We start from the raw sequence: 21825 nt of genomic DNA on the forward strand, positions 1-21825 counted from the left end.
CCCCTCCGGGGCCGAGCAGCCGCTCCGTACTCTCTCTATTCCGGGCAGCCTCCCGGGTTCGCCACGCCGTGTGACCTCCGTGTGCCCCGACGCCAGGGCACGGGGCTCCACGAGAGGGCACTCGGGTATACGAGAGGAATCGAGCCCTCGATGGCCTCTGACACCGCTCCGACGCGTCCGACGCGGCGTCCGCCGTATCTCTCGCGCATGCGCCCCTCAGGTTCAGCTCCGGGTTCGATTCCCGGCGCCTCCACTCAGAAGACACGGCGAGAGCCGTGTCTTTTTTCTTTTGTGTGCTCTGCGTGTGACCTGATAAATTTCGGCGACGCTGGACTTGTGGCGGATCGATGTGACCGGGAGCACCGGCAGCCGGCGTGGCAGGTGACGCTAGGGTACGGGGCTTCACGGAGCTCCACGGCGGGCACGAGGCCGGCGAGGGCGACCCCGGGTCCGAGCTGGATGCTACGGCAGCTCGAAGACGAGCGAGCGGGCGCCACCGCAAAGGATCCAGGCGGAGAGCGGGCTCGTCGCCCTGCGGCGGCCGACCCGTCCCCTACTCCGGCCGGGCCCCTGCCGAGCGCATGCCCCTTCTTGACACGGGACGGTGTCTCCGCTGGCCTCCCATAGGGTGGCGGCTATGGAGGTAGCAGGAGTAGCGACGGGGTAGCAGGAGTAGTGACGAGGACCAGAGAGCTACCGCCGGACGCCTGCCCGCGGCAGCATGTCAAAACACGAGACTCGGGAACTGACGGCGGCAAGCCTTCAGCCAGCAACCGGTCGCGTGCCGGATGAGCATTTCCAACCAGCAGTAAGCTGGATATAGTGACACGATCGGCATCTGTCCCGGTAGATGCTCCGTGCCGAGGGAGAGCACTGGCCGGGGTCTACGGATCCAACGTGTCCGTCGCGGAGAACCTACCATGCGTCATCGCACATCACCCACTCGGCGCCAGCCTCGTTCCTCAGCTCCAACTTCGGCGTCGGTGCCGCGGCTCCACCGAGTGCGCGTCGGACTTTTTCCTTGGATGCTCGTTGGAGTCATGCTCTGCGCGAGCGCCGCGCATGCGCAACCTGATGACGTAGACGGCGACGGCGTTCCGCACATAGCCGACAACTGCCCCACTGTCCGCAACCCCGATCAACTCGACACCGACGACGACAGGCTCGGCGACGCGTGCGATCCCGACGACGACAACGATGGCGTAAACGACGCAGCCGACAACTGTGCTCGTGTCCCCAATATCAATCAGAGCAACAACGACCTCGATGGCCTCGGCGACGCGTGCGACCCCGACGACGACAACGATGGCGTGGACGACGCCGCCGACAACTGCCAATTCGCGCCGAACCCGAACCAAATCAACACCGACGGCGACAGCCTCGGCGACGCGTGCGACCCCGACGACGACAACGATGGCGTGGACGACGCCGCCGACAACTGCCCTCGTGTCTCCAATCTCGATCAGCGCGACAACGACCTCGACAGCCTCGGCGACGCATGCGATGCCGACGACGACAACGACGGCCTCACGGATGCCCAGGAGGCGGCGCTCCGGACCGATCCGACCAGCGTCGACTCCGACAGCGACACCATCGCGGACATCGAGGAGGTGGCGAACCCTGCTGATCCGCTCGACGTGGCCAACGACACCGATGGCGACGCGACCATCGACGCATCGGACCCGGACAGCGACAACGACGGATTTCTCGACGTCGAAGAGGCAGGGGATGCCCTGCTGGAGACGCCGCCCGTCGACACCGACAATGACTCGATTCCAGACTACCGGGACGTGGATTCCGATGACGACTCCGTACTCGACGCCGACGACAACTGCCCCTATACGCGAACGTGGCCCCCGGACCAGACCGACACGGACGGCGATGGCAAAGGCGATGCCTGCGACGCCGACTCGGACGGCGACGGGGTCAGCGACGAGGACGACAACTGCCCGGTCCTAGCGAACGCCGGGCAGGAAGACGCCGACGGCGACGGCATAGGCGACTCGTGCGATCCGGACGTCGACTCCGACGTCGACTCGGACGGCGACGGAGTCAGCGACGCGGACGACAACTGCCCGGTCCTAGCGAACGCCGGGCAGGAAGACGCCGACGGCAACGGCATAGGCGACTCGTGCGATCCGGACGTCGACTCCGACGGCGACGGGGTCAGCGACGAGGACGACAACTGCCCGCTCCTGGCGAACGCCGGGCAGGAAGACGCCGACGGCGACGGCATAGGCGACGCTTGCGATCGGGACGGGGACAGCGTCCCCGACCTTCTCGACAACTGCCCGGACCTCTCGAATCCCATACAGCCCGGCAGCTCGGTCCAATCCGACAACGACGGTGACAACATCGGCGATCCATGTGACACCGACGACGACGACGATGGCGTCATCGACTCGCAGGACAATTGCCGTCTCGTATCGAACCCGTCCCAGATCGATGTCGACGACAATGGCATCGGCGACGCCTGCGACTGCGGTGATCCGGCTCAAGTATCGTGCGACGACGGCAATCCGTGCACGCAGGATGACATCTGCCAGGCTGGCGTCTGCACCCCGGGGCCCGAGGTGATCTGTCCCGATCCTCCCGGCATCATGTGCCAGGTCGGTTTGTGCAATCCGCGCAACGGCGCCTGCGCGATAGCGCCTGAGCTGGAGGGCACACCCTGCCCTGGCGGCATCTGCCTGGCCGGCGGATGCTTGATGGATCCGGATACAAACGACGGCGCCGGCGGCTCAACAGCCGGCGGCGGTGCGGCGAGCGCAGCCGACGGCGGCGCGGGCGGAGCCCCGGCGGAGGGCGGCGCGGGCGGCGCTGCCTCAGCCGGCACCGACGATCCCTCATCGGTTGAATCGCGAGGCGTGACGCGCCTGCATGGCAACGGGTGCGCGGCGGGCGGTTCGACACGGCCGGCGAGCGACGGCGCAGCTTGGTTGCTCCTCGCCCTCCTGGGCCTCCGGGCCTCGAGGTCACCTCGGCGCGCCTGGGTCTTCCACGGGGCGAAGGTACCCGGCCGGTGGCCCAGCCGTTCGTGAACGCCCGCCTCAGCCCTCCTCAGCGCGACGTGGCCGCGTCCGGCGTGGTCACCCGATTCAGGCAGGAGGCATGAGCGGCCTCGCACGCCTCCCGGCTCTTGAACATCATCTCTTCGCAGGGCCTCTCGCCGCACACGTAACAACCACACGGAAGCGGCCTGCATCCGTGGCCATCCCAGGCGAAGGACCCCTGCCCATAAGGACAGCAGGACCTCGCGACGAGGTCGAGGCCCTCGTTGATGGTTGGCCGGCAATCGACCTTCTCGGATGAGCCTGTGGATTGCGCGGCACTGCAGCCGATGAACGCGCACAGGACTGCCGCGAGCTCGGCGATGGTCACGAGGCGTCGCGCGCGCGGCGCCCCGGTAGAATCATGTGCCATATCGTCCAGGTTGACTCGAGTTCTTGAGGACAGGAGGTGAGAAGCCATGGATCGCTCGACCCGCGGACATGCGCCCCGTGGCGGGCGCAGGCGAGACGCCGCCACCGACGGCGCCGCGACCAGCACCATGGCCGAACCGGCTCCTGAAGGCCAGCGTACCGCGGCTGCGCAGACGGAGGCTGCCCCGCGCGCGAGCACGAGCGACGCGGAGCTCGCCGAGGCGCTCACCGAGGCCGATGACCGCAGCATGACGTCGCTCGCGTGGAGCGCTTCGCGCCAGGCAGAATCCCAGCGACCTACGTACACCTACAGCGGAACGGCTCCAAACGCCGCTGGCCGGGAGCATGGCGGCCGGGCCAGGCCCCGGCGGTGCGCCGCGCGGGGTCGCGAAAAATGTCTCGCCCTGTCGATCCCGCCGGCGGTCGTTCGTCGCGCCAGTGAGGCCAGGGTCGTCAACCCGGTCGATAACCCCCGGAGCCCGGCTTCGCGTAGCGCATATGGCGCGGGCAAAGAGCCGCAACCCGAGGTAAATGACCTGCTCGTGCGTGGAGGAGATGCGTGATGATCGGTTTGAAATTGACCCGTCGGGCGACCCTGGGAGCGTTTGTGTTGACCCTCGCCGCCGCCGGCTGCGGCGGCGACGACGAGGTGCCCGTCGCGAGCTGGACAGCCGCGTGGGGGACGACGATGCAAGGGCCGGACTCGCCGTTCCCCGACACGACGCCGCGTAGCTTCGCCGACGAGACCTTGCGCCAGCGGCTCGTCGTCACCGCCTCCGGCGATCGGGTCCGGCTGCGGCTCTCGAACCTCTTCGGGACCCAGCCGCTGGAGCTCGCCGAGGTCCGCGTGGCGAAAGAGGCCTCGCCCTTCGTCTCGGCGCCGGGCACCGACCGGCGGGTCCAGTTCTCCGGCCAGCCGAGCGCGTCGATACCGCCGGCCAGCGAGGCGGTGAGCGACGGCGTGGAGCTCGCGGTGAGCACGGGCGACCGCCTCATCGTGAGCATCTACAGCGCGGCGACGTCGGAGCCCGCGACGTGGCACCCGTTCTCCTTCACGACGCACGCGGTCGCCACGGGGAACCAGGCGGCGAGCGAGGCATTGACGTCACCGGCCAACATCACGTCCACGTATTGGCTCGCGGGCGTCGACGTCGAGTCCACGGAGCCCCAGAAGGTCGTCGTCACGTTCGGCGACTCGATCACGGACGGCTCGACATCGACGATCGACGCCGACAAGCGCTACTCGGATCGGCTCTTCGCGCGGCTCCAGGCGGATCCGGAGACGCGGACGGTCGCGGTCGTCAACCAGGGCCTCGGCGGGAACAGGCTGCTCCGGGACAACATCGGTCCGAGCGCCGTGTCGCGCTTCGAGCGCGACGTGCTGGGGACGCCGGGCGTGACGCACGCCATCGTCTTGATCGGGATCAACGACATCGGCATGCCGGGCTTGTTGGGGGAAGCCGAGAAGGTGACCGCCGCCCAGCTGATCGACGGGCTCGAGTCGCTCGCCGACAAGGCGAGAGCGAGGGGTGTCAAGGCGTTCGTCGGCACGCTCCTGCCGTTCGAGGAAGCGTTCCCGCCCTACTATACGCCCGAGGGGGAGGCCGTACGCCAGGAGGTCAACGCGTGGATCCGCGGCAACACCTCCTACGACGGGGTCATCGATTTCGAGGCCGCCGTGCGTGACCCGGAGCAGCCCACGAAGATCCTCGCCTCGTTCGACAGCGGCGACCACCTGCACCCCAACGACGCCGGCCACGAGGCGATGGCGAACGCCGTGCCCCTCTCGATCTTCAAGTAGCCGGTCTGCCTCAATCCATCCGCGACACGCTGAGCGGCCGCATCAGCGCCCGCTTCTTGTCCTGGTGCTCGTGCATCCGCTTCAGCACGTCGACCACGAACGCCACCGTCGCCACGATGTTCTCGCCCTGATTCAGCATCACGCACTCCGCCCGCGAGCTCATCGCCGCGTCCGTCACCTCCCCGCGCGTCGGCACCCCCGTCTTGTTCAGGCTCTCGAGCACCTGCGTCGCCCAGATCGCCGGGACCAGCGCGGCCTCGCAGAGCCACAAAAGCTCCTCCTGGACCTCCGCCAGCCGCACGAAACCCATCTCGACGGCCATGTCGCCGCGCGCGAGCATCACCCCCACGTGCTCGCTGCGCATCGCCGCGAGCAGCAGCCGCGGGAACTGCCGGAACGCAGGGGTCGTCTCGATCTTCAGCACGATCCCGAGGTGCGCCGCCCCGCGCGCGGCGAGCTCCTCCTGGAGCCGCTCCACATCGGAAGGAGACCTGACGAACGACAGCCCCACCATGTCGGCGTTGCGCGCGATGAAGTCGAGATCCTCGAGATCCTTCGGCGTGAGCGACGCAATCCCGAGCTCGGTGTCCGGGAAGTTCAGCCCCTTTCCCGGCTTCAGCTTCACCCCACCCTGGCGCGCGAGATCCACCTCCACCAGCGCGGCCCCCTCGGTCACCCGCTCGACCGTGCCGCCCAGCCGCCCGTCGTCGTAAAACACCCGGTGCCCGGGCCGGAGGTCGTCGATGACCTCCGGGATCGTGCAGCTCACGGCGAGCGCCTCCTCGACGTCGGCGTCGCCCGCCGCGGCGCGCGCCCTCTTCGCGTCCTTCACGTCCTTGCACAGCCAGAGCTTCGGCCGCTCGCCCGACTCCGGGAGCGCCACGCGCGCCGACCCCCCGCCGATCTTGCTCACGCGCGGGTTGGGCCCGGAGATGTCGCAGAGCACCTTGCAGGCGATCCCGGTCTCCTGCCCCGCCTTCCGCAGCCGCGCGATGAGCTCCGCCCACCCGTCCGCGTCCCCCTTCGAGCAGTTGATCCGCGCGATATCCATGCCGCCCTCGAGCAGCCTCTTCAGCTCGCCCTTCCGCGCGTCCTCGGGCAGCGTGACCATCACCCGCGTCTGGCGCCCCTCCCTCCCCTCGCCGAGCAGCGCCCGCGCGTGCTCCTCGAGCAGCGCGGCCCCCGACTCGAACGAGGTGGGGCACTCGCCGGGCGCCCGCGGCTCGGGGCGCCGCGCGAGCGCGTCGAGCGCGCCGAGCACCGCGTCCAGGGACGCCAGCGTGCAGCTCTCGAGCCGGCCCAGGGAGCTCAAGCCCAGCGCGGCGAGCCGCCGCTGGAGGCCGCGGATGTCCTGCTGCCGGACGGCGAGGTAGTGGAGCAGGTTCGTCGCCCCCGCCCGATGCTGCGGGTGCACCGCCTCGAGCAGCGGCCGGTAGCGCTGCTCGTGCTCGACGGCGCTCGCGCGCAGCGCCTCCACGGCGGCGAGGGCCTGCTCAACTACCTGCGGGTCGGGATAAGCCATGTCGCGATCTCTCGGCTGGAGTGCGCGGATCCTCGCGTCCGCTGCAGCGCGCCGCACCGCGCGGCGCCCCGGCGAGTCCAGCACCGCGCCCCGAGGCAGTCCAGCGCCGCCGCGCCCCGGAGCTCCGGTGAGAAGAGGACGTCACCGCCCCTCCGCGGCGCCGTCACAGAGCCGTCACCCGGCGACAGCGCCGCGGCGGCGGCACACAGCGCCGCGGCGGCGGCCCCCCCGGGCCGCTACGCGGGCGCGCGGTACCGCGCCACGACCACCGTGATGTCGTCGTCGGGGCTCGGACACCAGCCCTCGACCTCCCTCAGGATCCGGTCGCGGATCGCCTCGACGGGCGCGGCCTGGGCGGCCTCGATGGCGGCGCAGAGCCGCTCCACCCCGAACTGCTCGCGGTGCGCGTTGCGGGCCTCCGTCACGCCGTCGCTGTAGAGCACGAGGACGTCCCCGTCCTCCAGGAAGAACTCGGCGTCCCGCGTCGCCGCGTCGATGGCGGGCAGCACGCCGACCCAGACACCCGAGCTCGGAATGCACACGCACCGCCGCGTCCGCGCCGAGCACACGATGATGTCGTCGTGCGCCCCAGCGAACGTCACCCGGCCGCTCCGCTCGTACCGGAGGAGCAAGAGCGTCGCGTGCTCGTCCCGCTTCAGCCGGTCGCGGACGTTCTTGAACACCGCCTTGTTGAGCGCCGCGAGCAGCTCGCTCGGGCTCGCGCCAGGCTCCCGGCTCGTCAGCGCCGAGACCATGCTCTGGATCATCAGCATCACGAGCCCCGCCGCGAGCCCGTGCCCCGCGACGTCGCCGATCCCGAGCCACCCGCCCCCGGGCGTCGGGATGACATCGTAATAATCGCCCCCCACCTCGGCGGCCGGCGTCATGATCGCGCTGAGCTCCAGCCCCTCGACCTCGAGCCGCTCCGGCACCAGCGTGGTCTGGAGCCGCGCCGCGAGCGCCGTCTCCTGCCGCTCGCTCTCCTGCTCCAGCCGCTCGCGCAGCTCCACCTGGCGGACCATCTCCCGGTGCAGCGACACCGTCTTCACCGCGGAGCCGACCTGGAGCCGCATGGCGTCGTACACCATCTCGTTCACGCCGCTGTTGAGCGCGATGATCCCGAAATAGTCGGCGTCGCCGAAGATGATCGGCATCACGACGGTGCTCCTGCGCTCGCGCGAGCTCAGGAACCCGGGCGGCGCGAGGGCGTGCACCGGGAAGCTCTCCTCGGGCGGCTCCACCTCGCGGCCGTCCTGCATCAGAAAGAGCGTCTTCAGGGTGTCGCGCTGGGCGTCGTCGTAGAGCGAGACGGCGACGCGCGTGAAGAGCAGCCTCGGCATCTCCGAGGCCAGCATCCGCCGGAAGAGGGGGAGGCTCAGGGACGTCGAGAACCACCTCGCGCTCCAGTTCAGGCCGATCGAGGCGACCTCGACGTCGAGGCGATGGCGCCCCTCGGCGCGCACGGACGCGCTCCCGATGAGGATGCGGGCCGCGTGCCAGAGCTGCTCCAGGGTCTCGTTCGCGGCGGCCCCGACCGGGTCCACGGCGGGCCGGCGGAGCCGCGCGCGCAGCAGGCTGATCACGCCCTGGAACAGGTCGAGGAACACCCCCTCGCGCGCCGCCGCGTCGAGCAGCCGCTCCAGCACGTGCAAGAAGCGCCCCTCGGTCCCCTCGAGCTCCTCCTCCAGCGCCGACAGGAGCTCGCCGGACCAGCCGGCGAGCGACGCCGCCGAGACGCCCACGGCGCGCTCCAGCGCGCGCTCCAGCTCGTCGCGGCGGCCGCCGAGCGAGAGCGCACCGAGGCGCGGCGGCGGGTCCGTGACCGGTCGCATGAAGACGACGGCCTGGTACGAGCAGCCGCACGACTCGCGCCGCGTGAGCTCGATCTCCTGCGTGGTCCGCTCGGGGACGCGCTCGCCGTCGAGCATGCGCAGGACCGTCTCGAGCGCGAGCTCCCCGAGCCGCTTGATCGGCTGGCGCACCGTGGTGAGCGACGGCTTCGCGTACCGCGCCACGCCGACGTCGTCGAAGCCGCACACGAGGACGTCCCGCGGGACGGCGCGGCCGGCCGCCATCAGGACCTCGATCGCGCCGAGGGCCATGTTGTCGTTGGCGGCGACCACCGCGTCGAGCTCGACCCCGCGGGCCAGGATCTCGGCCATCGCGGCCCGGCCGGTCTCGATCGTGAACTCGCCGGCCGCGACGAGGCGCTCGTCGCAGGGCAGCTCGCGCGCGGCGAGCGCCCTCCGGAACGCCTCGGCGCGGAGCCGCGCCTCTCCGTTGCTGTCCGGACCGCCGATGTAGGCGAGGCGCCGGCAGCCGTGGTCGTCGAGCAGGTGGCCCGCCGCCATCTCGATCCCGAGGGCGTTGTCGACGAGGATGCTCGGCACGCCGGGGATCGGGATCCCGATGCTGCACACGGGCAGCGGCGCGTAATAGTCACAGAAGCGCTGCACCCCCTCGACGCCGACATAATTGCCGAGCGTCGGCGAGGCGATCACGACGCCGTCGACCGCCTCCGGGCCGACGAGGTGGTAGATGGTCCGCTGGGCGACCTCGGAGGGGCTGTGGCCGGTCAGCACCTCGCCGACGGCGATCACGAGATTGACGTCGTGCGCCTCGGCCGCGCGCTCGATCGCGACCCGCATCGCGGACTGGTACTCTCCGCGCAGATAATCCATCACGAGGGCGATCGTCCGGCGCTTCGTCATGTCCTCGGGCCCCCGGCTCAGGCGTCCACGATCGAGACCAGCTCCGGGGACATGCGCTCGATCGCCGCCAGGCACCGCCGCTGCCAGCCGAGCCGCGCGTCCGTGACGAACACCACCTTGCTCTTCGCGCCCTGGCCCGCGAGGCCGCAGATGAAGCTGATGAACGCCTTCAGACAGCTCGAGTTCAGGAAATAAAGGGGCCTCACGTCGAACTCGACGGCCGGGATGGAGAGGCGCACGACCTCCACCTGGAGGTCCTTGAGGCAGATGCCGAGCGGCGGCGCCGCCGCCATGTCGCCTGTCCCGCTGAGCCTGACGCTGAGGGCGTCGCCCCTCAGGCTCGGCTCGATCCCGAAGCTGTCCGTGACGACAGGCTCAACCCGCAAGCTGCTCATCGACCCTCCATCTCCCGACCGGCGCGCGCGGCGAGCGACCGCACCGCCGCGCTGGCCATCCGTTCACTCCGAAAGAGCGTGACGCGCGAGAACGGTGAGCGGCCCTGGCTCGGTCCGGAGGCTGACACGGCCCGACCAGCGTACGTGGTTCTCGCAGTGGAGCCAATCCCCATGGGTCCGCCGTACGATCCTGTGACCAAACCCGCGACCGCGAGCGCCGGGGCTACTGGGGCGCGCGGTACCTCGCCACGACGATGGTGATGTCGTCGTCCGGGCTCGGGCACCAGCCCTCGACCTCGTTCAAGATCCGATCGCGGATGGCCGAGACGGGCGCGGACTGGGCCGACTCGACGGCGGTGCAGAGCCGCTCGAGGCCGAACTGCTCATGGTGGGCGTCGCGCGCCTCCGTCACCCCGTCGCTGTACAGCACGAGGACGTCGCCGTCCTCCAGGAAGAGCTCGTCGTCTCTTGTCAGCGCGTCGATGGTGGGCAGCGCGCCGATCCAGACGCCCGTGCTCTGGATGCACACGCAGCGGCGGGTGCGCGCGCGGCACACGATGATGTCGTCGTGCGCCCCCGCGAACGTCACCCGGCCGCTCCGCTCGTACCGGAGGAGCAGCAGCGTCGCGTGCTCGTCCCGCAGCAGCCGGCCGCGGACGTTCTCGTACACCGCGGCGTTGACCGCCGAGATCAGCCGGGCCGGGCTCGCCCCCGGGTCCCGGCGCGTCAGGGCCGAGACCATGCTCTGGATCATCAGCATCACGAGCCCCGCCGCGAGCCCGTGCCCCGCGACGTCGCCGATCCCGAGCCACCCGCCCTCGGCGGTCGCGAGCACGTCGTAATAGTCGCCGCCGACCGCGGCCGCCGGCTTCATGACGGCGCAGAGCTCGAGCCCCTCGACCGAGAGCCGATCCGGGACCAGCGTGGTCTGGATCCGCGCCGCGACGACGCTCTCCTGGCGGACCTTCTCCTGCTCCAGCCGCTCGCGCAGCTCCACCTGCCGGATCATCTCCCGGTGCAGCGCCGCGGCCTTGACCGCGGAGCCGATCTGGAGGCGCAGCGCGTCATAGACAAGCTCGTGCGCGCCGCTGTTGAGCACCGCGACGCCGAACTTCTCGAGATCGCCGAAGGCGACCGGGATCGCGATCATGGTGTTGCGCTCTCCCCCGCTCAGGAACCCCTCGGGCGCGAGGAGCCAGGCCGGGAAGCTCGCGGGCGGCGGCTCCACCTCGCGGCCGCCCTCCATGAGGAAGAGCGCCTTCATGGTGGTCTCCTGCGCGTCCGGCGCGCTGTCGTACAGCGACACGGCGACGCGCGAGAACCCGAGGGCGGGCAGCTCCGACGCCATGACGCGCTTCAGGATCGGCAGGCTCAGGCAGGTCGAGAAGCTCCGCGCGCTCCAGCTGAGGTACGTCGACGCGAGCTCCACGTTGAGGCGCCGCTCGCCTTCGACGCGCACCGACGCGCTCCCGATGACGATGCGCGAGGCGTGCCAGAGCCGCTCGAGGGCGTCGTGGAGGGCGCCGCCGTCCTCGGCCGGCCGGAGGAGCCGCTCGCGGAGCACCGCGATCGCGCCCTGGAAGTGATCGAGGATCGCCCCCGCCCGCCCCGCCGCGTCGAGGAGCGCCTCGAGCGCGTACAGGAAGCGGCCCTCCTTCCCCGCGAGCTCGTCCTCCAGCGCCGACAGGAGATCGCCGGGCCAGCCGTCGAGCGAGCCGGTCGGGATCGACACGCTCCGCCGGAGCGCGCGCTCCAGCGACTCCCGCTGTCCGGCGATCAGCGACGCCCCGCCCCGCGTCGAGCTGCCCGGCGGCGGGAGCGAGGCGCTCGCCTGGACGCCGCAGCCGCAGGACTCGCGGCACGTCAGCTCGACCTCCAGGAGCCCCACGTCCTCGACCTCCTCGCCGTCGAGCATGCGCACCAAGCTGTCCACCGCGAGGGCCCCGAGCCGCTTCATGGGCTGGCGGACGGTGGTCAGCGACGGCTTGGAGAAGCGCGCGATGACCGCGTCGTCGAAGCCGGACATGAGGATGTCCTGCGGGACGCGGATCCCGAGCTCCTTGAGCAGCTCCATGGCCCCGAGGGCCATCTTGTCGTTGGCGGCGACCACGGCGTCCGGGTCGCCCCCGCGCGAGAGCAGCTCGCGCATGGCGGTCCTGCCGCTGTCGATCGTGAACGCGCCGAGCGCGAAGAGGCGCTCGTCGAGCGGCGCGCCGCGCGCCGCGAGCGCGCTCCAGTACGCGTCGGCCCGCGCCTTCGCCTCCTCGTTGTTGGCGGGACCGCCGATGTACGCGACGCGCCGGCGCCCGTGGGCGTCGACCATGTGCGCGACCGCGAGCTCGATCCCGAAGGCGTTGTCGACGATGAGGCTCGGGATGCCCTCTATCGCCATCCCGATGCTGAAGACGGGCAACGGCGCGTAAGCGCGGCAGAACTCCCGCATCCCCTCGATGCCGATGTGATGGCACAGGGTGGCCGACGCGATGATGATGCCGTCGACCGTCTGCGAGCCGATGAGGTGATAGATGCTGTTCTGGGCCGCGGCCGTCTCCCCGGGCAGCGCGAGCGTCTCGCCGAAGGCGACCAGGAGATCGACGTCGTGCGCCTCGGCGGCGCGCTCGACCCCGAAGCGCACCTCGGACTGGTAGTCCCCGCCCACGTAATCCATCAGGAGGGCGATCGTCCGGCGCTTCTTGCTCATGGCCCGCGGCTCTCGGTCAGGCATCGGCGATGGAGACGAGCTCCGGAGACATGCGCTCGAGCGCCGTCAGGCTCCGCCGCTGCCACCCGAGCCGCGCGTCGGTGAGGAACTCGATCTTGCACCTGAGCCCCTGGCCCGCGACACCGGAGATGAAGCTGATGAGCGCCTTGAGACAGCTCGAGTTCAGGAAATAAAGGGCCCTCACGTCGAACGCGACGGCGCCGACGCGCAGGCGCAGCGCCTCGGACTGGAGCTCCTTGAGGAAGAAGCCGAGCGGCGCGACCGCCGCCATGTCGCCCGTGCCGGTGAGCTTGACGGTGAGGGTGTCCTCCCTCAGGACCGGCTCGGCCCCGAAGCTGTCCGTGACGACGGGCTCAACCCTTAAGGCGCTCATCCCCCCTCCACCTCCCGACCGGCGCGTGCGCGATGATCGTCAGCTCGTTGCCCTCGATCTTGTAATCCACGTCGAGCCCGCCCTCGGCGCGCACCCGCGCGAGGCCGAGCCCCGACACCCCTTCTACCATCGCTGTCTCACAGATGAGGTCGTCATAATGCTTCACCGGATCCGTCGCTGTCTTCAGCTCGAACAGCCGCCTCTCCACCTCGCGCAGCCGCTCCGGAGAGGCCTCGTTGCGCGCGCAGATCTTCATGACGCACGAGCTCTCGCTCTCCTCCAGCGCGAGCTCGAGGCTGACCCGCGGGCCGGAGGAGTACTTGATGACGTTCTCCGCGAGCTCGTGCGCGGCCATGTAGAACCGCGAGCTCACGTTCGGGTCGTCGAGCACCATGCTGCAGAAGCTGGACACCAGGCGGAGCACGCTGCCCGCCATGCGCTCGGTCGGATAGAACGTGATGCACAGGAACAGTGACCCGCTGCTGCTCGGTTCGGACACTGGCACGATTGACGCATCCTACGTGGTTCTCGGCCCGAATCCAGTCCCTTCCGCCCTCGCGTGGGGTAGCGCTCATGTAGGAAAGCCGGCGGACTGGAGCGAGAGCGCCCGGGGCGCGCTGTACCTCGCCACGACGACCGTGATGTCGTCATCGGGGCTCGGGCACCAGCCCTCGACCTCCCTCAGGATCCGGTCGCGGATCGCGTCGGACGGGGCGTGCTGGGAAGACTCGATGGTAGAGCACAGCCGCTCGAGGCCGAACTGCTCCCGGTGGCAGTTGCGCGCCTCCGTCACGCCGTCGCTGTACAGCACGAGGATGTCGCCGTCCTCCAGGGAGAACTCGGCGTCTCGCGTCATCGCGTCGATGGCGGGCAGCGCGCCGATCCAGACGCCCGAGCTCTGGATGCACACGCAGCGGCGGGTGCGCGCGCGCCACACGATGATGTCGTCGTGCGCCCCCGCGAACGTCACCCGGCCGCTCCGCTCGTACCGGAGGAGCAAGAGCGTCGCGTGCTCGTCCCGCTTCAGCCGGCTGCGGACGTTCTCGTAGACCGCCGCGTTGACCGCGGAGAGGATGTCGCTCGGGCTGGCGTTCGGGTCGGTGCGCGTCAGGGCCGAGATCATGCTCTGGATCATCAGCATCACGAGCCCGGCCGCGAGCCCGTGCCCGGCGACGTCGCCGATCCCGAGCCACCCGCCCTCGGGCGTCGCGATGACATCGTAGTAGTCGCCCCCGACCGTGGCCGCCGGCTTCATGACCGCGGCGAGCTCGAGCCCCTCGACCGCGAGCTGCGCCGGCACCAGCGTGGTCTGGATCCGCGCCGCGACGGCGCTCTCCTGGCGGACCTTCTCCTGCTCCAGCCGCTCGCGCAGCTCCACCTGCCGGACGACCTCCCAGTGCAGCGCCGCGGCCTTGACCGCAGAGCCGATCTGGAGGCGCAGCGCGTCATAGACAAGCTCGTTCGCGCCGCTGTTGAGCACCGCGACGCCGAACTTCTCCGCGTCGCCGAACGCGACCGACAGCGCGATCACGCTCCTTCGCTCCCCGTCGCCCAGAAACCCTTCGGGCGCGAGGCGGCGGGCCGGGAAGCTCGCGGGCGGCGGCTCGACCTCTAGGCCGTCCTTCATCAGGAAGAGCGGCACCATGGTGGCGCGGTGCGGGTCGTCGTAGAGCGACACCGCGACCCGCGAGAACTGCATCCGCGGCAGCTCCGACGCCATCATGCGCCGCAGGACGGGCAGGCTCAGGCAGGTCGAGAAGCTCCGCGAGCTCCAGCTGAGGTAGAGCGACGCGAGCTCCACGCTGAGCCGCTGCTGCCCCTCGGCCCGCACGGACGCGCCCGCGACGAGCACGCGCGCGGCGTGCCAGAGCTGCTCGAGCGTCTCCTCCAGCGCCCCGTCGCGCCGGCCGTCGGGCCGGCGGCCGAGCCGCTCGCGGAGCAGCGTGACGACGCCCTGGAAGTGCTCCAGGTTCGCGCCCTCGCGCCCCGCCGCGTCGAGGATCGCCTCGAGGGCGCGCAGGAACCGGCCCTCCTGGCCGGCGATCTCGTCGTCCAGCGCCGACAGGAGCTCGCCGGCCCAGCCGTGGAGCGAGCCCGCCGGGATCGCGACGCTCTTCTCGAGGGCGCGCGAGAGCGCGTCGCGCTCGCCGGCGGGCGGGGGCGCCGCGCGGGGCCCCCTGCTCAGGGGCGCGCCCGCCGCGCCCACCGGGCTGCCGCAGCCGCAGGACTCGCGCAGCGTGAGCTCGACCGGGAAGAGGTCGCAGTCCGGGACCGGCGCGCCGTCGATCATGCGCATCAGCGTGTCGACGGCGCGCGCCCCGAGCCGCTTGATCGGCTGGCGGATCGTGGACATCGACGGCTTCGTGAAGCGCGCGATGACCGCGTCGTCGAAGCCGCACACGAGGACGTCCTCCGGGACGTCGAGGCCGCGCGCCCGGAGGGCGTCGATCGCGCCGAGGGCCATGGCGTCGTTGGCGGCGATCACGGCGTCGAGCTCCACCCCGCGATCCAGGATCTCGCGCATGGCGGCGCGCCCGGAGTCGATCGTGAACGCGCCGCACGCGAACAGGCGCTCGTCGGCGGGCAGCGATCGGGCGGCGAGCGCCCGCCAGTAGGCGCCGGAGCGCACGTCCGCCTCCTCGTTGCTCGCCGGCCCGGCGATGCACGCGACGCGCCGGAGCCCGTGGCGCTCGACCATGTGGCCGACCGCCATCTCGATCCCGAGGGCGTTGTCGACGACGAGGCTCGGGACGCCGTCGATCGCCACCCCGATGCTGCAGACGGGCAGCGGCGCGTAGGACCGGCAGAACCGCTGCATCCCGTCGACGCCGACGTGGTGGCACAGCGTGGTCGAGGCGACGATGACGCCGTCGACCGTCTCCGGGCCGATGAGGTGATAGATGCTGTTCTGGGCCGCGCCGGGCGACCCGGGCAAGGCGAGCGTCTCGCCGAAGGCGATCACGAGGTTGACGTCGTGCGCCTCGGCGGCGCGCTCGACCCCGAAGCGCACCTCGGACTGGTACTCACCTCGTACGTAATCCATCAAGAGGGCGATCGTCCGGCGCTTCTTGCTCATGCCTCTGGCTCTCGGCTCAGGTATCGGCGATGGAGACGAGCTCCGGGGACATGCGCTCGAGCGCCGTCAGGCTCCGCCGCTGCCAGCCGAGCTTCGCGTCGGTGAGGAACTGTATCTTGCACTTGAGCCCCTGGCCCGCGAGCCCGCAGATGAAGCTGATGAACGCCTTGAGACAGCTCGAGTTCAGGAAGTAGAGGGCCCGCACGTCGAACTCGACGGCGCTCACGGACAGGCGTATCACCTCCGCCTGGAGGGTCTTGAAATAGGAGCCGAGCGGCGCGGCGGCCGCCATGTCGCCCGTGCCGGTGAGCTTGACGCTGAGGGTGTCCTCCCGCAGGCTCGGCTCGATCCCGAAGCTGTCCGTAACGACCGACTCGACCTTCAAGCTGCTCAATCTGCCCTCCATCTCTCGACCGGCGCGTGCGCGGTGATCGTCAGCTCGTTGCCTTCGATCTTGTAGTCCACGTCGAGCCCGCCCTCGGCGCGCACCCGCGCGAGGCCGAGCCCCGACACCCCCTCGAGCATCGCCGTCTCGCTGATGAGATCGTCATAGTGCTTCACCGGGTCGCTCGCGGTCTTCAGCGCGAAGAGCCGCCTCTCCACCTCGCGCAGCTGCTCCGGAGAGGCCTCGTTTCGCGCGCGGATCTTCAGGATACAAGAGCTCTCGGCCTCCTCCATCACGAGCTCCAGGCTGACGCGGGGGCCGGTCGAATACTTGGTGATATTCTCGGCGAGCTCGTGCGCGGCCATGTAAAACCGCGAGCTCACGTTCGCGTCGTCCAGCACCATGGCGCAGAAACTGGACACCAGACGCAGCACCGCGGTGGCCATCCGCTCGCTCGGGAAGAAGGTGATGCAGAGGAAAAGCGAGGCACCCTGGCTCGGTTCGGACGCGGGCACGATGGGCGCAGCGTACGGCGTCCTCGGACGGGAGCCAATCCCTTCTGCTCCCTCGCGGCCCCGGAGGTGAGCGCGCGCCCTACAAGGTTTTTACCTTGGCGGTCCCAAATACCGCATCTTCATCCGTGACATCCGTGACATCCGTGACATCCGTGACATCCGCGCCATCCGTGACATCCGTGACGCGGGTCACGGTCATTCGTGGCGCGCCACGAGCCGCTTGCCCTCGGCCCTGAGGTTCGACACCGCCTCGCCCACGCGCTGGGCCAGCGGCAGGCCCCGGGGCACCACGACGCCGACCGGCCCGCCCACGCGGCCGAACGACCAGGAGAGCGCCGAGCCCTCGGCGTCCCACGCCGCGAGCCGCTCGCGGCCCTCCGACGGCATGGCGCCGACGATCTCGCGCCGCTCCAGGTCGAGCACCGCGATCCGGTCCGCCGACGCGAGCAGCATCGTCCTGCCGTCCGGCGCCACGGACAGGTCCTCCCACTCCGCCCCGCTCACGCCCTCGAGCACCCGCTCCGCGAGGCCGGCGCGGCGGACCAGGACGACGCCGGTCGCGTCCGCGAACGCCACGTCGCCCGGCAGCGGGCCGTCGGCGATCGCGGTCGCCCGCGGCGTCGCGTACCCGAGCACCCGCACCTCCCCCCGCGCCTCGTCGATGCGCGCCACCGCGCCCGAGCTGAACGCGAGCCACAGCCCCGGGCCCACGCCGCCGCGCGCGGGGCTCGGGCGCGCCTCGTAGACGTAGCCGTCGGTCACCGCGATCGTGCGCGACGACAGGTCGCGGAGCGACGTCGCCACGAGGTTGCCGTCGAGCTCCTGCGTGAACAGCGTCCGGCAGGCGGCGTCGACGCCGAGCACGAGCGCGGGCGCCCTCGGCACCGCCTCGACGGTCGCCCCGGTCGCCGCGTCGAACAGCGTCCACACCCCCTCGTCTTTGCGGTACGCGAGCAGGCGGCCGTCGTCGCAGGCGCGCAGCAGATGGCCCCGCCGCGCGGCCGTGCGGCGCCGCGACCCCTCGTCGTAGAGGCGCACCTCGCCGCCGATCTGGAAGGCCACCGCGCCCCCGCGCCGCAGCACCGCGGCGGCCGAGGCGCCCGGCTCGCGGCCCTCCGCGCCGCCCGCCGGGCCCTGCCCCTCGAACCGGAGGAAGCGCTCCGCGGCGGGCGGGCCCGGGCTGAACAGGATGAGGTCGCGCGTGAGCACGCGGCGGTCCGGCAGCCGCCACCCGCCGACGAGCCCGTGCGGGCCGACGTCGCGCTCGGCGATGTCGGCCGCGTCGCCGCGCGCGCGCAGCGGCCGCGGCGCGCGCTGGCCCGGGGGCGCCTCGCACGGCGAGCCCTCGGGCGGCGCGTCGCCCGGGGCGCGGCCGCCCTTCCGGAGGTAGTGCCAGACGCTGCCGCCGCCGCCGCAGACGCCCAGATCGAGCCCGCCCGCGTCCCAGCGCGCCGACGCGGGCGCCGGGTCGGTGTCGAGCTCGAGGAGCGGCGCCTCGGGCCGGTCGAAGGCGTAGATCGACGTCCTGCTCTGCTGCACGAGCGCGATCGCGGGGTCGCGCGGGCTGAAGCGCCCGAGCACGGCGGGCGCGCTCAGGGTGATCTCGGCGCCCGCGCCGCCCTCCGGCCCCCAGAGCAGCGCCCGGCGCCCGAGCACCGCCGCCACGCGGGCGCCGTCGGGCGAGACGCCGAGCACGTTGCCGCGGAACGGGTGGCGGTCGACCGCGCCGGCGCCGCCGCCGCGCCGCAGGTCCCAGCGCGCGATGCCGCCGTCGGTCGAGCACGCGAGGACGGGCGCCGCCTCGGCCGCGTGCACGGCGCTGCTGCACCGCACCGGCGCGATGGCGGCGAGCGCGACCGTGCCGTCCTCCCGCAGCCGGAAGACGCGGACCTCGCCCGTGACCGAGCGCGTCGCCACCGCCGTGTCGAACGCGAACGGCACGCGCTCGACGTGCGGCGCGTCGTGCGGCCGGAGCGCGATCACGCGCGGCGTCTTGGCGCGGTCGACGCTCTCCGGATCGACGTCGAGCGCGACGTCGTCGATGACCTCCGGGTCGGGCGGGCGCAGGTCGGCGACGAGCAGGGCGCCGCCGGGGCCGCCAACGACGACCCAGCGGTCGTCCCACGGCAGCGCCGGGCCCACCACGCTGTCGACCGTCAGGAAGTGCGCGCGCGGCAGGCCCATGGCCGCGGTCGCGAGGTCGAGCGGCAGCGCCGCGTCGTCCGCGCGCCGGGAGAGCGCCGCGGCGATCCACGCGGCGCGGTGGTACGGGTCCTCGGTGCGGCGCGCCTTGCCGATGAGCTCGGCGAGGTCGGCGCGCTCCTCGGCCGCGCGGCGCGCCGCCTCGGCGCTCGCCTGGCGCGCCGAGGCCCACCGCTCCGCCGCGAACGCCGACGCGGCGGCGAGCCCGAGCGCCGCGGCCGCGCCGAGCTTCTTGGCGCGCTGGCGGCGGGCGCGCCGGAGGCTCTCGCGCACGAGGGCCTGCTCGCGCCGCGGCAGCCGCGAGGCGAGGGCGGCGCCCGCGCTCACCTGGTCGAGCAGGTCGCGGCGCAGCAGGAAATCGGGGTTCTCGCCGGAGCGATCCCACACGTCGGCGGCCTCGCGGAGCCGCTCGAGCAGGATGAGCCGGTCCATGTGCAGCGCGCGGGTGGACGCGAGGTGCGGCCAGCCTGCGACGAGCGCCTCGTGGGCGAGCTCCACCCGGAGGTCGCGGCGGACGAGCAGGCGCGCGCGCTCGAGGGCGCCGAGGACCCGGGCCGTGTCGGCGGGCGGGGCGCCCACGGTCTCGACGAGCTCCGCCTCGACCCAGCGGACGCGCGACCCGTCGACGGCGCCGAGGCGGAGCAGCGCTTCGTCGGCGATCGCGCGGTCCTCCGGGGTGAGGGCCAGGGCGGCGGCGTCGGCGTGCCGCGCGAGGGCGCCGCGCACGCCGCCGAGGGCCTGCCACGCCTCGCCGGTGAGGGCGCCGCGCTCGTCGCGCGCGGCGGCCCACCAGTCGGCGAGGGCGAGCGCCACGAACGAGAGGGCGGCGCCGCCGCTCCGGAGCTCGCGCCGCACCTCGGCCTCGACCTGGGCGAGGCCGCGCACCTCGGCGCCGGCGAGCCTGGCGGGGCCGGCGACGAGGTCCTTCACGGCGGCGGCGGCCGGCGGCCCCACGTAGCGCAGCGCCGCCCGGAGGCCCTCGCCGGCCGGCGAGGCGAGGAGGGCGGCGGCGCGCTCGTCGGCCTCGTCGAGCACGCCGATGAGCCGGAGCCCGCGCCGCGCCTCGCCGGTCGCGAGCGCGCCCACGAGGGCGGCGAGCCGCCCGTCGCCGAGGGGCGCGATCGGGTCGACGACGAGCGCGACCCCGACGGCGGACGCCATGCAGAACCGGGTGAGCGCGGCGAGGTCGGCGGCCTCGAGCTCGGGGGAGACGGCGGCGAGCGCGCGGGCGAGTGCGCCGTCCGGGTCGCCTTCGGGGCTGACGCGCGCCTCGATCCAGTCGTCCTTGTGGTCGGCGTGGCGGCGGGCGAGGTGGGGCACGAGGCCGGCGGAGGCGAGCGACGACTTGCCGGAGCCGCGGGGCCCCTGGAGGACGAGGCACGGCTCGAACTCGAGCTCGCGCCCGAGGCGCGCGATGTCGTCGTCGCGCCCGAACAGGAGCCCCTCGTCGGTGGCCGAGAGGGGGGCGAGCCCCTTGTACGGCCGGTCCGGGACGCCGTGGGGGCGCTCCCAGACCTCGTCGAGCAGCTGCTTCAGCCGCCCCGGCGCGACGCGCCGGTGCGCGGGGTCCACCGAGAGCAGGCGCCGGAGGAGCGCGAGCAGGCCGCGCGGCAGGCGCGCCGGGTCGGCCGCGAGGTCGCGCATGGCGCCGCGCAGGGTCGCGGCGCGGAGCTCGGTCCACCAGGCGGAGACGCTCGCCGCGTCGGAGCCGTCGGCCGGCTCGTCGGGCACGGCGTGCGGGAGGCGCCCGGTCGTGAGCTGCGCGATGCAGACGGCGAGGGCGTAGGCGTCGGTGGCGGCGGAGGGCTCGGCCATCTCGAGCACCTCGGGGGCCATGAAGCCGGGCGTGCCGATGACGCTGCGCGCGGCGGCGGGGCTGTCCGCGCCGACGAAGGCGCGGCGGGTGGAGGCGTAGACGTCGCGCTCGGCGAGGAAGGCGGCGGTGCCGAGGTCGCCGCCGCCGGCGCCGTCGCTGCCGCCGTCGGCGCTGCCGGCGGCGCGGCCGCTGCCGCCGCCGACGCTGACGGCCGGGGGAGCGCCGGGGGCGCGCGAGAGGGGGCCGCCGGGCGAGGGGCCTGCGCGCCGCGAGATGCCGAAGTCGAGGACCTTGAGGGCGCCGTCCTGGGTGAGGAACAGGTTGGCGGGCTTGAGGTCGAGGTGGACGACGCCGCGCGCGTGGATGACGTCGAGCGCGCCGGCGACGTCACGGGCCCAGGCGACGACGCGGCGCCAGGGGATGCGGCGGCGGAAGCGGATGAGGTCGGCGAGGTTCCTGCCCTCGAGGAGCTCCATCGAGACGAACGGGGTCCTCGGGGCGCCGTGGAGGATGCCGGCGGCGTAGATCGTGACGAGCGAGGGGTGCCGGAACGAGGCGAGGAGCTTGGCCTCGTCGGCCCAGTCCGCGGCGTCGGCGAAGTCCGAGACGAGGAGCTTGAGGGCGACCTCGCGGAACGGGGCGCCGTCGGGCAGGAGCTCCTCGGCGCGCCACACGTCGCCGAAGCCGCCGCGGCCGAGCCGGACGCGGAGCCGGTAGCGGCGGTCGAGCACGTCGCCGGGGACGTGCGCGAGCCCGCCCGGGGGCAGCGGCACGACGCCCGGGTCGCGGGAGGAGCTGCCCTCGTCGACGAGCGTGCGGTCCATCGCCGGACGACGGTATCAAAAGCGGCGGGAGAGGTGGACGGTCCCGCGCCCTGCGCCCCGG

At 72.4% G+C, this 21825-nt stretch carries 11 protein-coding genes and 1 pseudogene; 2 read left to right on the forward strand and 10 right to left on the reverse strand.

Annotated elements, in window-relative coordinates:
* Positions 1-1073 precede the first annotated feature (1073 nt).
* Positions 1074-3041 (forward strand): annotated as a pseudogene (locus tag WME98_RS03260) (thrombospondin type 3 repeat-containing protein); the annotation flags it as partial.
* A gap of 988 nt (positions 3042-4029) precedes the next feature.
* A complete protein-coding gene (locus WME98_RS03265) occupies positions 4030-5223 on the forward strand; it encodes an SGNH/GDSL hydrolase family protein (RefSeq protein WP_437949915.1) in 1194 nt (397 codons plus the stop codon).
* Positions 5224-5233: 10 nt separating this feature from the next.
* On the opposite strand, the gene WME98_RS03270 is transcribed toward WME98_RS03265, so the two are convergent.
* The 10 genes from WME98_RS03270 to WME98_RS03315 form a co-directional block, all read right to left on the reverse strand.
* Complete coding sequence (locus WME98_RS03270) at positions 5234-6745, reverse strand: pyruvate kinase (RefSeq protein WP_437949916.1); 1512 nt, start codon at positions 6743-6745, stop codon at positions 5234-5236.
* A gap of 236 nt (positions 6746-6981) precedes the next feature.
* On the reverse strand, positions 6982-9456 hold the full coding sequence (locus WME98_RS03275; RefSeq protein ID WP_437949917.1) for a SpoIIE family protein phosphatase: 2475 nt from the start codon (positions 9454-9456) through the stop codon (positions 6982-6984).
* A gap of 17 nt (positions 9457-9473) precedes the next feature.
* Positions 9474-9851 (reverse strand): hypothetical protein, encoded by a 378-nt coding sequence (locus tag WME98_RS03280; RefSeq protein ID WP_437949918.1) that lies wholly within the window; start codon positions 9849-9851, stop codon positions 9474-9476.
* 223 nt (positions 9852-10074) lie between these two features.
* Positions 10075-12552: a SpoIIE family protein phosphatase gene (locus tag WME98_RS03285; RefSeq protein ID WP_437949919.1), complete on the reverse strand. Its 2478-nt coding sequence runs from the start codon at positions 12550-12552 to the stop codon at positions 10075-10077.
* A gap of 16 nt (positions 12553-12568) precedes the next feature.
* Positions 12569-12946, reverse strand: coding sequence for a hypothetical protein (locus WME98_RS03290; RefSeq protein WP_437949920.1), 378 nt, complete (start codon positions 12944-12946; stop codon positions 12569-12571).
* Positions 12927-13445, reverse strand: a complete 519-nt coding sequence (locus WME98_RS03295; protein WP_437339544.1) for a hypothetical protein — start codon at positions 13443-13445, stop codon at positions 12927-12929. Before WME98_RS03295 ends, WME98_RS03290 begins: the two co-directional genes overlap by 20 nt.
* 72 nt (positions 13446-13517) lie before the next feature.
* Positions 13518-16022, reverse strand: a complete 2505-nt coding sequence (locus WME98_RS03300; protein ID WP_437949921.1) for a SpoIIE family protein phosphatase — start codon at positions 16020-16022, stop codon at positions 13518-13520.
* Positions 16023-16038: 16 nt separating this feature from the next.
* On the reverse strand, positions 16039-16416 hold the full coding sequence (locus WME98_RS03305) for a hypothetical protein (protein ID WP_020738257.1): 378 nt from the start codon (positions 16414-16416) through the stop codon (positions 16039-16041).
* Positions 16413-16922, reverse strand: coding sequence for a hypothetical protein (locus WME98_RS03310; protein WP_437332102.1), 510 nt, complete (start codon positions 16920-16922; stop codon positions 16413-16415). Before WME98_RS03310 ends, WME98_RS03305 begins: the two co-directional genes overlap by 4 nt.
* Before the next feature lie 195 nt (positions 16923-17117).
* Positions 17118-21764, reverse strand: coding sequence for an nSTAND1 domain-containing NTPase (locus WME98_RS03315; protein WP_437949922.1), 4647 nt, complete (start codon positions 21762-21764; stop codon positions 17118-17120).
* Between the last annotated feature and the right edge of the window lie 61 nt (positions 21765-21825).

It is taken from the genome of Sorangium sp. So ce296, from assembly GCF_051529605.1.
In the GTDB taxonomy this organism is placed as follows: domain Bacteria; phylum Myxococcota_A; class Polyangia; order Polyangiales; family Polyangiaceae; genus Sorangium; species Sorangium cellulosum_D.

Excerpts from the sequence above, each read along its gene's own strand:
- WME98_RS03315 (WP_437949922.1), bottom strand. The coding sequence starts at position 21,764 with ATGGACCGCACGCTCGTCGACGAGGGCAGCTCCTCCCGCGACCCGGGC.
- WME98_RS03270 (WP_437949916.1), bottom strand. The coding sequence starts at position 6,745 with ATGGCTTATCCCGACCCGCAGGTAGTTGAGCAGGCCCTCGCCGCCGTG.
- WME98_RS03275 (WP_437949917.1), bottom strand. The coding sequence starts at position 9,456 with ATGACGAAGCGCCGGACGATCGCCCTCGTGATGGATTATCTGCGCGGA.
- WME98_RS03300 (WP_437949921.1), bottom strand. The coding sequence starts at position 16,022 with ATGAGCAAGAAGCGCCGGACGATCGCCCTCTTGATGGATTACGTACGA.
- WME98_RS03285 (WP_437949919.1), bottom strand. The coding sequence starts at position 12,552 with ATGAGCAAGAAGCGCCGGACGATCGCCCTCCTGATGGATTACGTGGGC.
- WME98_RS03280 (WP_437949918.1), bottom strand. The coding sequence starts at position 9,851 with ATGAGCAGCTTGCGGGTTGAGCCTGTCGTCACGGACAGCTTCGGGATC.
- WME98_RS03290 (WP_437949920.1), bottom strand. The coding sequence starts at position 12,946 with ATGAGCGCCTTAAGGGTTGAGCCCGTCGTCACGGACAGCTTCGGGGCC.